The organism is Falsihalocynthiibacter sp. S25ZX9 (genome assembly GCF_041205405.1).
Classification (GTDB): domain Bacteria; phylum Pseudomonadota; class Alphaproteobacteria; order Rhodobacterales; family Rhodobacteraceae; genus Falsihalocynthiibacter; species Falsihalocynthiibacter arcticus.
On sequence record NZ_JBGFCD010000002.1, the window covers coordinates 56,035 to 71,106 of the forward strand.

A 15,072-nucleotide genomic window follows, 5' to 3' on the forward strand; every position below is an offset into this window, starting at 1 on the left:
AGGAGTTATATTATGACACCCCCAAAACTCTACTTCTCGCAGGACGAATTCCAGCAGCGCATTCGCAAGACACGCGCCGAGATGGGTCAGCGCAACTTGGACCTTCTGATAGTGACCGACCCCTCCAATATGAACTGGCTGACGGGCTATGACGGCTGGTCGTTTTATGTCCACCAATGCGTGGTTGTCCCCCTGAGTGGCGACCCGATTTGGTTCGGTCGCGGACAGGATGGTAAAGGTGCGTTGCGAACCTGTTTTATGGCACCTGAAAACATCATCGGCTATCCCGATCACTACGTGCAATCGACCGAGCGCCACCCGATGGATTACCTGTCGGCGCAACTTGCGGATCGCGGCTTGGCCAAGGGGCGTGTCGGGGTTGAGATGGACAACTACTATTTCACCGCCGCAGCCTATGGCGCGCTGCAAACCCATATGCCCAACGCGCAATTTGTGGATGCCAACGCTTTAGTCAACTGGCAACGCGCCGTGAAATCAGAGGCCGAGTTGGGGTATATGCGGCAAGCGGGCAAGATCGTTGAAAAGATGCATCAACGGATTTTCGACAAGGTGGAACCGGGGTTGCGCAAATGTGATCTCGTCGCGGATATCTATGATGCGGCCTTGCGGTATGACGAGGTTGCGGGGTTTGGCGGCGACTATCCGGCGATTGTGCCCCTACTGCCGTCCGGACCAGACGCCGCCGCGCCACACCTGACGTGGGATGACGCACCGATGAAAAGCGGCGAAGGCACGTTTTTTGAGATCGCAGGCGTGGCACATCGTTATCACTGCCCGCTGTCGCGCACCGTGTTTCTAGGAAAGCCAACTCAGATATTTCTGGACGCGGAAAAAGCCGTGCTTGAGGGGATGGATGCTGGACTTGAGAAAGCGCGCGCGGGCAACACTTGCGAGGATATTGCGCTGGCCTTTTTCACCGTTCTTAAGAAGTATGGCATCGTGAAAGACAACCGCACAGGCTATCCCATAGGCCTTTCCTACCCGCCTGATTGGGGCGAACGCACCATGTCGTTGCGCCCCGGAGACAAGACGGTTCTGGAGGAAAACATGACGTTTCACTTCATGACGGGCCTGTGGATGGACGATTGGGGCTTTGAAATCACCGAGAGTATCCGCATCGGCGCGAATGGCCCTGAATGCCTGTCGAATGTACCGCGCAAAATGTTGGTGAAGGACTAGGCCATGATCAAAAACCCAATCTCGGCGACCATTCCATTGGATGCTGATGGCGTCCACCATGGCTTTCTGCGCCTCCCCTATAGCCGCGATGACAGCGCGTGGGGGTCGATCATGATCCCGATTTCGGTGATCCAAAATGGCAGAGGTCCAACCGCCTTGTTGACGGGGGCAAATCACGGCGATGAATACGAGGGACCGATTGCTTTGCTGGAATTGGCGGTCACGCTTACCGCCGCGCAAGTTTCCGGTCGGATTATCATTGTGCCTGCATTCAATTTTCCTGCCTTTCGCGCGGGTACCCGCACCTCGCCCATCGATAAGGGCAACATGAACCGCTCCTTTCCAGGGCGGCCCAACGGCACCCCGACAGAAAAGATCGCCGATTACTTTCAGCGCACATTGCTACCCCTTGCGGATGTCGCGGTTGATTTCCATTCGGGGGGAAGAACCCTCGATTTTGTGCCCTTTGCCGCCGCCCATATTCAGGACGACAAGGCAAATGAAGCCGCCTGTTTTGCCGCAATGGACGCCTTTAACGCGCCCTATTCGGTCCAGCTTTTGGAGATCGACAACGCGGGAATGTATGACACGGCAGTCGAAGATATGGGCAAAGTTTTGGTCTCGACCGAGCTTGGCGGCGGCGGATCTTCCTCGGCCAAATCCAATGCAATTGCTAAAAAAGGTCTGCGCAACATCCTTACCTATTATGGTATTTTGCAAGGAGAGATGGAGATCGCCCCGACCATAAAACTCGACGTGCCCGATGGGGATTGCTTCATCTTTAGCGAGGCCGACGGAATGCACGAACCTGTTGTCGATCTCGGCGAAATCGTTTGCAAGGGCGATGTCGTGGCCCGTGTTTGGCCCGTCGACCGCACGGGGATAGCGCCCACGCAATATCGCGCAGGCCGTGGCGGCATCCTGATCAGCCGGCACTTTCCCGGATTGGTTAAATCTGGCGACTGCGTGGCCGTCATTGGCGTGGATGTCAGTGTACCTAAAGCGGAGAATACTCGTGCAGCTTGATCAACGCGATCTGGAAATCTTGCGGATACTGTCGCAAGAGGGGCGGATCACCAAAGCGGCTTTGGCTGAACGCATCGGCCTGTCACCGACTCCCTGTTGGGACCGCCTAAGAAAGCTGGAAAAGGCGGGGTTAATTGATGGCTACCGCGCCCAGATCAACCTTAAAAAACTCGGGCCGCATGTGACGGTTTTTGTGGCGGCACAGATCGCGGACCACACGGCTGCCAGCTTTCAGGCTTTTGAATCGGCGGTCCAGACCCATGACGAAGTTGTCGGCTGTTGGGCGCTCGGAGGTGGGCACGACTACCTGCTTCAGATCGTGACGCGCGACATCGACTCCTATCAACGGTTGATTGATGCCATGCTGGAATCGCGCATCGGATTGTCACAGTATTTCACCTATTTTGTAACCAAACCGGTCAAGGGAACGGGCATCCCCCCCTTGGCCGCGCTATTTTCGCAAGAATAGCGTCCGACTGGCAGAGAATTCAACTGTAGCCCCTTCAAACTTTGGTCACTTCTTCTGTGGCAAACCTGCATGCTTGTGGCGAAACAGAAGGAGGAACGCCCGTGACCAAAACTGCCCTTTCCGCTCGCTCAGAAATTAAGGACAAAGCGCTTGTCCGCAGCTTTTCGTATATCAATGGAAAATGGTGCGCGGCGGAGTCCGGCGAGACCTTTTGCGTAACCGATCCCTCCAGTGGAGCGTTTCTAGGGGACGTTGCCTCGCTGAGTGGGGATGATTCCGCGCGTGCCGTGGATGCCGCGCAGCAGGCGTTTCCTCAGTGGTCGGGCCTGTTACCCCAAGAGCGTTCAGTAATTTTGCGTCGTTGGTTTGATCTGTTGATCGAGCACAAAGAGGACCTCGCGCGCATTATCGTTCTGGAGCAAGGCAAACCCTTGTCCGAAGCCCGTGGCGAAATCAACTATGGCGCTTCCTTTATCGAGTTCTATGCAGAAGAGGCCAAGCGCCCCAATATCGAGGGCGTAACCAGCCACCTGCAAGGGGCCGAAGTCGAAGTTTGGCTGGAACCCGTTGGCGTCGCAGCCCTGATCACGCCGTGGAATTTCCCCTGTGCCATGCTGACTCGCAAGGCGGCAGCGGCCATGGCCGTTGGTTGTACCGTTGTAGCGCACCCCTCTGGTGAGACGCCATTTTCCGCGCTGGCCTTGGCCGAACTTGCCGAACGTGCGGGCATACCGGCGGGCGTTTTTAACGTCGTAACGGGCCAAGCGGCCACGGTTGTGGAGCCTTGGACAAAAGACACCCGCGTGCGCGCGCTGTCCTTTACTGGCTCCACCGAAATTGGACGATTGCTGTACCGGCAATCCGCCGACACGGTGAAAAAACTGGTGATGGAACTGGGCGGCCACGCGCCCGTCATCGTGTTCAAAGGAGCCGATATGAAAACGGCTGTGGAGGAGACGATCAAGGCCAAATTCTCAACCTCGGGACAGGATTGCCTCGGCGCCAACCGTATCTATGTTGAACGGTCCGTCTATGCGGAATTTTGCGAAGGATTTACCGCAGCGACGAAAGCGATGACCATTGGCATCGGCATGGATGACTGTGACATTGGCCCTTTGATGAACGAAAAGGCCGTACAGAAGCAAGAGGAACACGTCGCCGATGCGCTCGCCAAAGGTGCAAAGCTGGCTTGCGGTGGCAAACGCCACGTCTTAGGGCCGCTGTTTTACGAGCCAACAGTGCTGGTGGATGTGCCTGCCGATGCGTTGATCCTGCGCGAGGAAACCTTTGGCCCCGTTGCCGCGATCTTGCCGTTTGAGACCGAAGACGAGGTGGTGGCCCGCGCCAATGATACCGAATACGGGCTGGTTGCATACCTGCACAGCGACGATCCGCGGCGTATTTATCGCGTCAGCCGCGCATTACAATTTGGCATGGTGGCGGTCAACCGCACCCAAGTCACAGGAGCCCCGATCCCGTTTGGGGGCACCAAACAATCCGGATTGGGCCGCGAAGGCGCCCGATTGGGGATGGAAGAATTCACCGAAATCAAATACATATGCCGAAATTGGGCGTGAGGAGAAACTAAAATGCTGACGAATGATACACTGGGGAAATGGGATCGGGAAAACTTTTTTCACCCCTCCACACATCTTGCACAACACGCGCGCGGCGAAACACCGACACGCGTGATCAAGACCGCCTCAGGCGTTTATATCGAAGACCGTGACGGCAACAAAATGCTCGACGCGTTTGCGGGGCTTTACTGTGTGAACGTCGGCTATGGCCGTCAGGAAATCGCCGAAGCCATTGCGGATCAGGCGCGCGAGTTGGCCTATTACCACTCCTACGTGGGCCATGGCACCGAAGCTTCGATCACGCTTTCCAAAATGATCCTTGATCGCGCCCCTTCGAATATGTCCAAGGTTTATTTCGGCTTGGGCGGCTCGGACGCGAACGAAACCAACGTCAAATTGATCTGGTATTACAACAACATCCTTGGACGTCCCGAGAAGAAAAAGATCATCTCGCGCTGGCGCGGCTACCACGGATCGGGCCTTGTGACCGGATCGCTGACAGGGTTGGACCTGTTCCACAAGAAATTCGATTTGCCCATGTCGCAGGTCATCCACACTGAAGCACCGTATTACTTCCGCCGCGACAATCTCGATCAAAGCGAAGCCGAGTTTGTGGCTCATTGCGTGGCCGCATTGGAGGCACAGATTGAACGTGAAGGTGCGGATACCATTGCAGCCTTCATTGGCGAGCCGATACTGGGAACCGGTGGCATTGTTCCACCACCAGAAGGCTATTGGGCCGCGATCCAAGCCGTTTTGCGCAAGCATGACATTCTGCTTGTAGCCGATGAAGTGGTCACTGGATTTGGCCGTTTAGGGACCATGTTTGGCTCGGATCACTACGGGATGGAATCCGATATTATCACCATCGCTAAAGGCCTGACTTCGGCTTACGCCCCCCTCTCTGGCTCCATCATCTCTGACAAAGTGTGGAAAGTTCTGGAGCAAGGCACGGATGAGAACGGCGCAATCGGACACGGTTGGACCTATTCTGCGCACCCGATTGGGGCTGCTGCGGGTGTGGCAAACCTCAAGCTGATTGATGACCTGAACCTGATCGAAAACGCGGGCACCATCGGCGCATACTTGAAAAAGTCGATGCAAGAAGCCTTGTCTGGGCATGCCAATGTCGGCGACGTGCGCGGCGAAGGAATGCTCTGTGCGGTCGAGTTTGTGAAAGACAAGGACAGCCGCACGTACTTTGATGCGGCTGATAAAATCGGTCCGCAAATATCGGCAACCTTGTTGGCACAAGACAAGGTGATTGCGCGCGCGATGCCCCAAGGCGATATCCTAGGGTTCGCACCGCCGTTCTGCCTTAGCCGCGAAGAAGCCGACACCGTTGTTGCGGCAACGGCGCGGGCTGTGAAAACAGTCTTGGGCTAGTCAAAATAATACTGACGCCTGCTTTCTCCTCACGAGTTAGCGGGCGTCAGCATCTATTCCTAAGCACAGATGCTATAAACCATCCATCGTACTGGAAAACATTGCGGAACTCCAAATCGATATCCGCAATAAAATCGGTGTGGCCTTTGCTTGCGTTGGAAGCTCTGTAGTTTTTTTGATCGCGTCCACCGAAGGGCAACCCACGCCCAACAACCTGCACTTGCCCCAGTTTATTTCCGGACCCGTTCGAACAATGCTTGCCTATGAATGGCGACGGGACACAGACGCGTTTCGGCGTGATGCAGTGTGCATCGCAACCACGCCTCAAGTTCCATCAGATTTAGTGTAGGGCATTCGACGCCGAACAAGTTAACAGCACGATGATCTTATGTATGGACCACAAAAAAACCACACCACCAAAGCTTTCATCGGCCATGACTTCAACAATCTGCCTAATTGTACCGCCCTCAATGCTGTACGCCCTCGATCTGGCTCCATACTTCGCCTAGCCAATCTGGGTTGGTCTATCACGTGATGCCTCACATGTTGAAACATACGTCGATAACCTAGGCGCTACACAATGGCGCGACCGTTTGGGACTGCGCCGGATACTTTGCCACCAGCGCCGAGACGATACGGAAGGTTTACGGCCACCATTCGAGCGATTTTATGGTGTCTGCATTGGGTGCTGTGGAGAATAAGAAATAACGAAACGTTAAAGCTTAAACGTAACTATCAGTTTTTGGGGTTGCGAAAAGAGCAATAAACCCCTTATTTATATGGTGCACCCGACTGGATTCGAACCAGTGGCCTCTGCCTTCGGAGGGCAGCGCTCTATCCAGCTGAGCTACGGGTGCGCCTTGCGTTTACATAGGCCATTGATGCGCGCCCTGCAATCGAAAATCTCCGGCTTTTTCGATTGAGTGAATTTCGGAAAACCAGCTCTCTGAACCGTCAATCTTTTAGCCCAAAAGGTCGTGGCAAAGTTCGAGCGCATCGATAAGGGCGTCAACTTCTTCGACGGTGTTGTACATACCAAAACTTGCGCGCGCGGTGGCAGTCACGCCGAGAAAGGCCATAAGTGGTTGGGCACAATGGTGGCCAGCGCGCACAGCAACGCCTTTTTTATCAAGAACCGTCGAGACGTCATGTGCATGTGCCGCGCCCGCGAGTGTCATCGAGAAAATTGCCGCCTTGGACGCGGAATTTCCTTGGATTGTCAGCCAGTTAAGCCCGTCAAACTTTAGATTCGCATAATCGCGAAGTTTGGCTTCGTGCGCGGCAATATTGTCCATGCCAATGTCCATGAGATAGTCCAGAGCCGCGCCAAACCCAATGATTGACACAATCGCAGGGGTCCCAGCCTCGAACTTCATAGGTGGATCGTTGTAACTCACACAGTCGCGCGAAACCTCGCGGATCATATCGCCGCCGCCAAGGAAGGGGCGCATTTCAGCCATACGTTCGGGGCGAATATAAATCGCTCCACAACCCGACGGGCCATATAGCTTGTGGCCAGTAATTGCATAGAAATCACAGCCGATATCTTGGACATCAACTGGCGCATGCACGGCCCCTTGCGAGCCATCGACGAGCACAGGAACGCCTTTTTCATGGGCACCTTTGGTGATCGCTTTGACGTCCACAACTGTCCCCAAAACATTGGAAACCTGCGTGACTGCGATAAGTTTTGTGCGGGGTGTAATGGCATCAAGGACAGCCTGAGGGTCTAGGTCACCCGTCTCATCGGTTTCCACCCAAACGAGTTTGACCCCCAACCGCTCGCGCAGAAAATGCCACGGGACGATGTTGGCGTGGTGCTCCATGATCGACAAAATGATCTCGTCACCCGCCTCCATACGCGGCGCGGCCCAGGCATAAGAGACCATATTGATGGCCTCGGTCGTGCCTGAGGTGAACACGATGTGGTCCTCAGACGGCGCATTCAAAAACTGTGCGACTTTGCCACGCACGGCTTCATATTTGTCGGTCGCGAGATTAGAAAGATAGTGTAAACCACGGTGAACATTGGAATATTCATGCGAATAGGCGTTTGCAATTGTGTCGATAACCACTTGCGGCTTTTGGGCCGAAGCGCCGTTGTCGAGGTAAACCAACGGTTTACCATTCACCTCCCGCGAAAGAATTGGGAAGTCGGAACGAATTTTTTCGATATCATACATAGTGAAGTCCAAACCTTAAGCCGGCACGATCCCAAACAGGGAAACGAAGAAAATGAGAACAAGCGACAAAACAAAAAGGACACCGACAATCAATAGGAACGCCATACCAGTGCTGCGCAATTTATGGGCTTCTGCGAGGAAGCCCGCCATAAGATAAAGGAGATATGGAAGACCAATGAGAAGCGTCATGCCGCTTAGAGTTGGGCTGATGGTCGAGGCGAGGGCAATAATGAGCGGCAGCAGCATCATAAAACCTTGATGGGCGATCATTGCCATTGCTATATCTTGCAACGTGCCTGTCCCCTCCACGGTTCGTCCCGCCCAATAAAACAGGATCGTGGACAGCACGATATTGGAAGCCGCAACAATGACATACCCAATGGGAGTGGGCGCGACCACGCCTTCTGCAACGGGTGCAATAAGGGTGACAACAAAGCCCATAATGCCAGTCAAAACAGACACGAGTGCCGCCAGTTGGACAAGCACCCTGCCCTGAATTCCGAGATCAAGGACGACCCGCATTCCCACGCGAGGCTTGGTCGCTAACAGGAGGAGCAGGTTTTGAATATCTATGCGGGTCACGTTTCCAGCGCTCCTAAATAGGTTGCTGCAGCCCGCAGACAAAAACCAAACATTCCGAAAAAAACAACCGCTAACACTATATTAACCGATGTTAACGCAGGACCGTTACCAATAAGGCCAGCCACCAAGCCTTGCAACAGCCACACGGGAGTCGACACTAGCAACGCCCAAAAAAGCGCCATGCGGGTGGTGAAACCATGGGCCTGCATGCGGATGAGCTTTTGCAAAATTACGACGACAAAACTGATAGCATAAAGAGCTAGCGGCATGAAAAACAACCAGCCAAGGATCGCCGCGCCAACGCGCGCATCAAATTCAATCGACGGATCAAGATAGGTTTCGCGCGCCAATCGCGGCAGTTGCGCAATGAAAATCACCACAACAGCAATCATCAAATACGCCAAAACCCGCGATTCACTGACGCCTTCGCGCAACTGCCGCGCAAAGGCGCGCGACGGCGCACGATAGCTGCCGATCATATCGCGGGTCAGCGACACAGCTAGCCTTCCAGATTGCGCAGCCAGAGCTCTAGCTGCTCTTGCACGACTTCACGCGCGCCAACATGCGCGATTTCTTCCAAGGCTTCGGCCAAGAATGCCAAGACCAGAAGTTCCTGCGCCTGACGGGATGGAATACCACGCGACCGCAAGTAAAACAGAGCTTCGTCGTCAATCGCACCCGTTGTGGAGCCGTGCGAACAGGCCACATCATCCGCGTAGATTTCAAGCTCTGGCTTGGCATAGAACTGTGCGTCATCATCCAACAAAAGCGCTTTGCTGATCTGATAGCCGTCCGTTTTCTGTGCCCCGGCCTTCACAAGGATCTTGCCTTGAAAAACACCCGTCGCACCGTTGCGCAGCACCTTTTTGAAAACCTGACGGCTCTCGCAATTTACTGCATCATGGGTAATGAAAATCGTGTCATCTTGGTGGAAATCAGCGCCGTCGCCCATTGCCGCTCCGCCCACATGTGCGGAGGCTTCGTCGCCGATGATTTCGATGATGCATTCATTGCGCGTCATCGTACCGTTGGCAGACAGGGTGAAGCTTTTGAGGCTGGATTTTGCAGCCATCCGCACGAAGATATGGCTCAACAAGGTGCGCTCATGGTCACGCCCTTGAAGACGGATATGATCGAATGCTGCGTCTTCGCCAATTTCAACTTCAGTGACGATATTGCTGCGCGTCCCTGCTGTTCCTGTCTCCAAAAGCGTCAGGCTTGCGCCAGCGTCGACCTTGATAACATGGTGCAAAACGGCCTCTGCATCATTCGCAGTATAGCTGATTTGTACGGGACGCGTGACAATTCCAGTGGCACGAATAAGCGCGCCTTGGGTTGCAATCGCCGTATTAAGCGCCGCCAAAGGACGCGCAACCGGCGTCTGGCCTGCAGTCTCAAGCGCGCCGTAAATCCCGTCTGCCCAATGGATATCAGTATTTGCGGAGAGAAGATCGATGGTCAGGTTTTCGCCCGCCAAATCGTCGCTAGCCTCGGCATCAAAAATACCGTCCGTGAACACAAGTGTGAGGGGGGTTAACGAAGCAAACGGGCTTGGATCGCGGTTCAAGCGACCTGTAGGCGCGACTTCAGCGCTCACAAACGCATCGGGCCGAGTGTATTTCCAATATTCGTCCCGACGTACAGGAAGTCCTGTGGAACGCACTCGCGCCACAGCCGCTTCACGCGCGCTTTTGCTAAAGCCATGAAGCACGTCCGACAAGCCGGACAGATGAGCCTCCAAGGCGTTTTCTTCTACTGCGGCCAATGCCATTATTCGGCCTCCTCAAGAAGATCGGCGTAACCGTTGTTTTCAACTTCAAGCGCCAATTCGGGCCCGCCAGATTTGATGATACGACCATTGGACATGATGTGAACCACGTCAGGGATAATGTGGTCCAGAAGGCGTTGATAGTGCGTGATCACAAGGAAGCTGCGCTCGCCGTCGCGAAGGGCGTTTACACCCTCGGCCACAAGTTTCATCGCATCAACATCAAGGCCAGAATCTGTCTCGTCGAGGACGCAAAGCTTAGGCGCCAACATCGCCATTTGCAGAATTTCGTTACGCTTTTTCTCGCCACCAGAGAAGCCAACGTTGACGGGACGTTTCAGCATCTCTGCGTCGATCTTGAGGGCTTTTGCTTGAATGCGAACTTCTTTTAGGAACTCCCCAGCGGTCAGTTCTTCTTCGCCGCGCGCTTTGCGTTGTGAGTTCACGGCTGTGCGCAGGAAGGTCATGTTCCCTACGCCCGGAATTTCCACTGGATATTGAAACGCAAGGAAAACACCCGCTGCGGCGCGTTCTTCGGGATCAAGTTCGAGCATATCCTTGCCTTCAACTTCAATCGAGCCTTCAGTCACAACATAGCCGTCGCGACCCGCCAAAACATAGGAAGTGGTCGATTTCCCCGAGCCGTTGGGCCCCATAATCGCGTGGACTTCACCTTTGCCAATCGAGAGATTCACACCCTTAAGGATTTGCTTATCTTCTTCTTCAAGCTTGACGTGCAGGTTTTTGATTTCTAACATTTTATTCTCATTTCAAGTATTGCAGGAGATGGCGGAAAACCGAAGGATCAGTCTTCAATCTGCCAAAATTGCAGTGTTTAAATTAGGAGCGACGGCGCCAAAAGAATGGCGCCGAAATACGAGGGTCATCCAACCGAGCCTTCAAGCGAGATCGCAACCAAAGCCTGTGCTTCCATCGCAAATTCCATCGGGAGGGCCTGAAGCACATCTTTACAGAACCCGTTGACCACAAGCGCAACCGCGTCTTCTTCGCCGATGCCCCGTTGGCGACAATAAAAGAGTTGATCGTCGTCAACTTTGCTGGTGGTCGCCTCGTGTTCAACGCGGCTCGAGTTGTTTTTGACTTCAATATACGGAACCGTGTGCGCCCCGCATTTGTCGCCAATCAACAGGCTGTCACATTGGGTGAAATTCCGGCTGTTTTTCGCCTTAGGATGCATCGACACAAGACCGCGATAGGTATTTTGCGCCCTACCTGCCGAAATGCCCTTAGAAACGATCCGTGATTTCGTATCGCGTCCGAGGTGCACCATTTTCGTGCCCGTATCAGCTTGCTGATAGTTGTTGGCAATCGCGATGGAGTAAAACTCGCCTTGGCTCTCGTTGCCGCGCAGAATGCAGGATGGGTATTTCCACGTTACCGCAGAACCAGTTTCAACCTGTGTCCACATAATTTTCGCACGATCGCCGCGGCAATCCGCACGTTTCGTTACGAAGTTGTAAATACCGCCAACGCCGTTTTCATCGCCTGGATACCAGTTTTGGACCGTGGAATACTTAACTTCGGCGTCTTCTTCGATGATGATTTCAACGACGGCCGCGTGAAGCTGTGCGACATCGCGTTTGGGGGCGGTGCAACCTTCCAAATAGCTCACATAGCTGCCTTTGTCGGCAATAATCAATGTGCGCTCAAACTGGCCGGTATTCTCGGCATTAATCCGGAAATATGTGGACAATTCCATCGGGCAGCGCACGCCGGGAGGCACGTAAACGAACGAACCGTCCGAGAAAACGGCGCTATTAAGCGTCGCATAGAAGTTGTCCGAAACCGGCACAACCGATCCCAAATACTTCTTTACCAAATCAGGATATTTTTTGATCGCTTCGGAAATCGAGCAGAAAATTACACCGACTTTTTCAAGGTCTTTCTGAAAAGTTGTGCCCAAGGACACCGAGTCAAACACCGCATCAACGGCAACTTTACGCTCGCCTTCAGGCGCTTCAACACCGGCAAGAAGCGCTTGCTCTTTCAGGGGTATACCCAGCTTCTTGTATGTTTCCAGAAGCTTAGGATCAACATCATCCAATGACTTTGGCTTTTCTTCCATGCTTTTTGGACGCGCGTAATAGTAGATATCTTGGAAATCGATGTCGTGATAGTTGACCATCGCCCATTTCGGCTCTGTCAGATTTTCCCAACGCGCAAACGCGTTAAGGCGCCACTCGGTCATCCATTCTGGTTCATCGTTCTTGCTGGAAATCAACTTCACAATATCAGGGTTCACGCCTTTAGGCGCGTATTCCATCTCAATTTCAGTGTTCCAGCCGTGTTTATATGTGCCCGCTAACGAATTTACCGCGTCAACGGTCTCAACTTCTACACCGTCTTTGACTTTAACCTGATCCAAAATGGACCTCCTAACTTCTTATGCCCGAAGGCGAATTTCCACCCAAAAGGGCCTTATCTGCGCGCCGCGTGGCGTTTGTATGCTGCGGTCCAAGCTTCTGCAAAACGCAGCACTTGATCCTCGGTTGTGCTCGGTCCGATGGAAACGCGCAAAGCACACGAGGCCTCTTGATCGCTAAATCCCATCGCACGAAGAACTCGGCTCGCACGGACTTTTCCCGACGAACACGCCGAGCCAGCCGAAACGGCAAACCCAGCAAGATCCATCTGCATCACTTGCGTTTCCCCCTTCCAACCGGGTGTGAGGAAACAACTTGTATTCGGAAGCCGCGCGCTCCTATTCCCGACAAAAATAGTCTCTTTCACAGATTCTGCCAGTGCTTTTTCTAGAATGTTTCTAAGTTTGTCAATTTCCGCCCAAATTCCAGCGTCCAAATCCCGTTTTGCGGCCTGTGCAGCCGCCCCAAATCCGGCGAGTCCGATCACATTCTCGGTACCCGAACGGCGGCCCATTTCTTGACCTCCGCCAAGCGCGTTTTCGATCTCGACACCCTTGCCCAAAATCAAAGCCGCGGCCCCCTTCGGCCCCCCGAACTTATGCCCAGAACAAATGGCCGCCTGCGCATAAGCCTCTGAAAAGTCAAACGGAACCTTACCGATCACCTGTGTTGCATCGACCATCCCGATGGGGCGCCGCTTGACCACAGATTGCAAAACACCCGTCTCGGAATTGGCGACTTGCAAGGTGCTCAGCGGCGCGTTTTTGTCCCAAATAATCTGACCATCGGGGTCCACAGGAATAATTTCAGAACCCGCGCAGGCTTCAATTTGTGCAATCACCGCATCGTGTTCAATTTCTGCGCCCGTTAGGTCTGATTTTCCCGCAAACCACATTTGAGCGGCTTCGGTCGCCGAACTTGTGAAGGCAATATCCTGCGGATCACAGCCTGCGAGGTCCGCCACCTGTGCGCGGGCGCGCTCGACCAATGCCTTGGCCACGCGCCCTTCTGAGTGCACGCTCGACGGATTTCCGACCACATCCATCGCCGCAATCATCGCGTCACGCGCCTCTTGCCTGAGGGGCGCGGTTGCATTCCAATCCAAATATACTCTGAGGTGCCGCATTTTCTCGCCTACTCGTCGTCAACGACTTCAAGAAGGTTCGGAACCGCCGGACAGGGGATCACCCCATTCTCAATCACATCAGAAAGACGTGTTTGGTGTAAAAACACATAGACGTTGGCGCTCAAACCTTCCCACAGCCGGTTGGTCAGGCTTTGCGCACGACTACCAGACGCGCCACCACTGGCTCCCGCCCCTTTATGCATCGCAGATACCGTTTCATCCACCGCACCAAAAATCTCGGACACGCGAATGGCGTCAGCACTGCGCGCCAAACGATACCCGCCCCCAGGACCGCGCACCGAAACCACAAGCTCCGCGCGGCGCAAACGCACGAAAAGCTGCTCCAAATAAGGGAGGGAAATGTCTTGGCGACGCGAAATCTCGCCCAGTGACGTCGGCTTCCCTTCAGGTTGCAACGCCAAGTCCGTGAGGGCAACCATGGCGTAACGCCCTTTTGTGCTCAATTTCATTGGTCTCTCCTAGCCGTAATTCGGGTTACAGCGCCCTTTTTCAAACAATTTCCGATATCTTCGCCTCGGATTGGCCTCAAAAATCGGTATTTCATTGACGAAAGGCAGTACGCACCTTAGGTCAGACAAGATCGTTTGGTCGCTATCGACCCCATAGTTAGAATTGTTCTAAATTACCTGAGGCTTTCCGTCAAGATTGCCAGAGCAATTTAGATCAAACGCAATAGAAAGAGACAGGGACCCCTCATGCCCGAAGTAATTTTTCCCGGCCCCGAAGGCCGCCTCGAAGGCCGTTACCACCCGCAAAGACCAAAGGATGCGCCGATTGCAATCATTTTGCATCCGCATCCGCAGTTTGGCGGCACGATGAACAACAAAGTTGTCTACAACATGCACTACGCCTTTTATAAAATGGGCTTTACCGTGTTGCGGTTCAATTTTCGCGGCGTGGGCCGCAGCCAAGGCGAGTATGATCAAGGGATCGGCGAGTTGTCAGATGCCGCAAGTGCGTTGGATTATTTACAATCAATGAACCCGAACGCCAAACATTGCTGGGTTGCTGGCTTTAGCTTTGGTGCGTGGATTGGTATGCAGCTTTTGATGCGTCGCCCCGAGATTACAGGCTTTATTTCCGCGTCGCCCCCCGCGAATATGTATGACTTCAGCTTTCTTGCACCCTGCCCCGCGTCTGGCCTAATTATCAACGGCACCGCCGACCGCGTCGCACCGCCTGCGGATACACGCGCGCTTGTGGACAAGTTGCACGAGCAAAAAGGCATCACAATTACACATACCGAACTTGAAGGGTCTGGCCACTTCTTTGAAGAGCCGCATATGGACACGATGATCGGCCACGTGGATACATATGTGCGCCGTCGTTTAACTGAGAACACCCGTTAAT

14 protein-coding genes and 1 tRNA gene are annotated in these 15,072 nt (G+C 53.9%); 6 read left to right on the top strand and 9 right to left on the bottom strand.

What is annotated here, in order from left to right:
* Window positions 1–12: 12 nt before the first annotated feature.
* The 5 genes from doeA to AB9F29_RS02380 all read left to right on the top strand — a co-directional run bounded on the left by doeA (window position 13) and on the right by AB9F29_RS02380 (window position 5,658).
* On the top strand, window positions 13–1,200 hold the full coding sequence (doeA, locus tag AB9F29_RS02360) for an ectoine hydrolase DoeA (protein ID WP_369754456.1): 1,188 nt from the start codon (window positions 13–15) through the stop codon (window positions 1,198–1,200).
* A 3-nt stretch (window positions 1,201–1,203) separates the two neighbouring features.
* Window positions 1,204–2,226, top strand: a complete 1,023-nt coding sequence (doeB, locus tag AB9F29_RS02365) for a N(2)-acetyl-L-2,4-diaminobutanoate deacetylase DoeB (RefSeq protein ID WP_369754457.1) — start codon at window positions 1,204–1,206, stop codon at window positions 2,224–2,226.
* Window positions 2,216–2,695, top strand: coding sequence for an Lrp/AsnC family transcriptional regulator (locus AB9F29_RS02370; RefSeq protein ID WP_369754458.1), 480 nt, complete (start codon window positions 2,216–2,218; stop codon window positions 2,693–2,695). Before doeB ends, AB9F29_RS02370 begins: the two co-directional genes overlap by 11 nt.
* Before the next feature lie 101 nt (window positions 2,696–2,796).
* Window positions 2,797–4,272, top strand: a complete 1,476-nt coding sequence (locus tag AB9F29_RS02375; RefSeq protein WP_369754459.1) for an NAD-dependent succinate-semialdehyde dehydrogenase — start codon at window positions 2,797–2,799, stop codon at window positions 4,270–4,272.
* A gap of 12 nt (window positions 4,273–4,284) precedes the next feature.
* Window positions 4,285–5,658 carry an aspartate aminotransferase family protein gene (locus tag AB9F29_RS02380; protein ID WP_369754460.1) on the top strand — a complete coding sequence of 458 codons (1,374 nt, stop codon included), beginning with the start codon at window positions 4,285–4,287 and terminating at the stop codon, window positions 5,656–5,658.
* A 780-nt stretch (window positions 5,659–6,438) separates the two neighbouring features.
* Here AB9F29_RS02380 and AB9F29_RS02385 read toward each other — a convergent pair.
* The 9 genes from AB9F29_RS02385 to AB9F29_RS02425 all read right to left on the bottom strand — a co-directional run bounded on the left by AB9F29_RS02385 (window position 6,439) and on the right by AB9F29_RS02425 (window position 14,171).
* Window positions 6,439–6,515, bottom strand: a tRNA-Arg gene (locus AB9F29_RS02385).
* 105 nt (window positions 6,516–6,620) lie between these two features.
* The gene (locus AB9F29_RS02390) at window positions 6,621–7,841 is read right to left on the bottom strand and encodes a cysteine desulfurase (protein WP_369754461.1); all 1,221 of its coding nucleotides are present in this window, start codon (window positions 7,839–7,841) and stop codon (window positions 6,621–6,623) included.
* A 15-nt stretch (window positions 7,842–7,856) separates the two neighbouring features.
* Window positions 7,857–8,423 (bottom strand): YIP1 family protein, encoded by a 567-nt coding sequence (locus tag AB9F29_RS02395; RefSeq protein ID WP_039000802.1) that lies wholly within the window; start codon window positions 8,421–8,423, stop codon window positions 7,857–7,859.
* The gene (locus tag AB9F29_RS02400) at window positions 8,420–8,920 is read right to left on the bottom strand and encodes a YIP1 family protein (protein ID WP_335584478.1); all 501 of its coding nucleotides are present in this window, start codon (window positions 8,918–8,920) and stop codon (window positions 8,420–8,422) included. The genes AB9F29_RS02395 and AB9F29_RS02400 overlap by 4 nt, the downstream gene beginning before the upstream one ends.
* Before the next feature lie 2 nt (window positions 8,921–8,922).
* A complete protein-coding gene (sufD, locus tag AB9F29_RS02405; RefSeq protein ID WP_369754462.1) occupies window positions 8,923–10,194 on the bottom strand; it encodes a Fe-S cluster assembly protein SufD in 1,272 nt (423 codons plus the stop codon).
* A complete protein-coding gene (sufC, locus tag AB9F29_RS02410; protein WP_369754463.1) occupies window positions 10,194–10,949 on the bottom strand; it encodes a Fe-S cluster assembly ATPase SufC in 756 nt (251 codons plus the stop codon). The genes sufD and sufC overlap by 1 nt, the downstream gene beginning before the upstream one ends.
* A gap of 125 nt (window positions 10,950–11,074) precedes the next feature.
* On the bottom strand, window positions 11,075–12,580 hold the full coding sequence (sufB, locus tag AB9F29_RS02415) for a Fe-S cluster assembly protein SufB (RefSeq protein WP_039000806.1): 1,506 nt from the start codon (window positions 12,578–12,580) through the stop codon (window positions 11,075–11,077).
* A gap of 50 nt (window positions 12,581–12,630) precedes the next feature.
* On the bottom strand, window positions 12,631–13,701 hold the full coding sequence (locus AB9F29_RS02420) for a cysteine desulfurase family protein (RefSeq protein WP_369754464.1): 1,071 nt from the start codon (window positions 13,699–13,701) through the stop codon (window positions 12,631–12,633).
* Between the two features lie 8 nt (window positions 13,702–13,709).
* Window positions 13,710–14,171 carry an Rrf2 family transcriptional regulator gene (locus AB9F29_RS02425; protein ID WP_039000808.1) on the bottom strand — a complete coding sequence of 154 codons (462 nt, stop codon included), beginning with the start codon at window positions 14,169–14,171 and terminating at the stop codon, window positions 13,710–13,712.
* A gap of 246 nt (window positions 14,172–14,417) precedes the next feature.
* On the opposite strand from AB9F29_RS02425, the gene AB9F29_RS02430 reads away from it, so the two are divergent.
* Window positions 14,418–15,071 (top strand): alpha/beta hydrolase, encoded by a 654-nt coding sequence (locus AB9F29_RS02430; RefSeq protein ID WP_039000809.1) that lies wholly within the window; start codon window positions 14,418–14,420, stop codon window positions 15,069–15,071.
* Window position 15,072 lies beyond the last annotated feature (1 nt).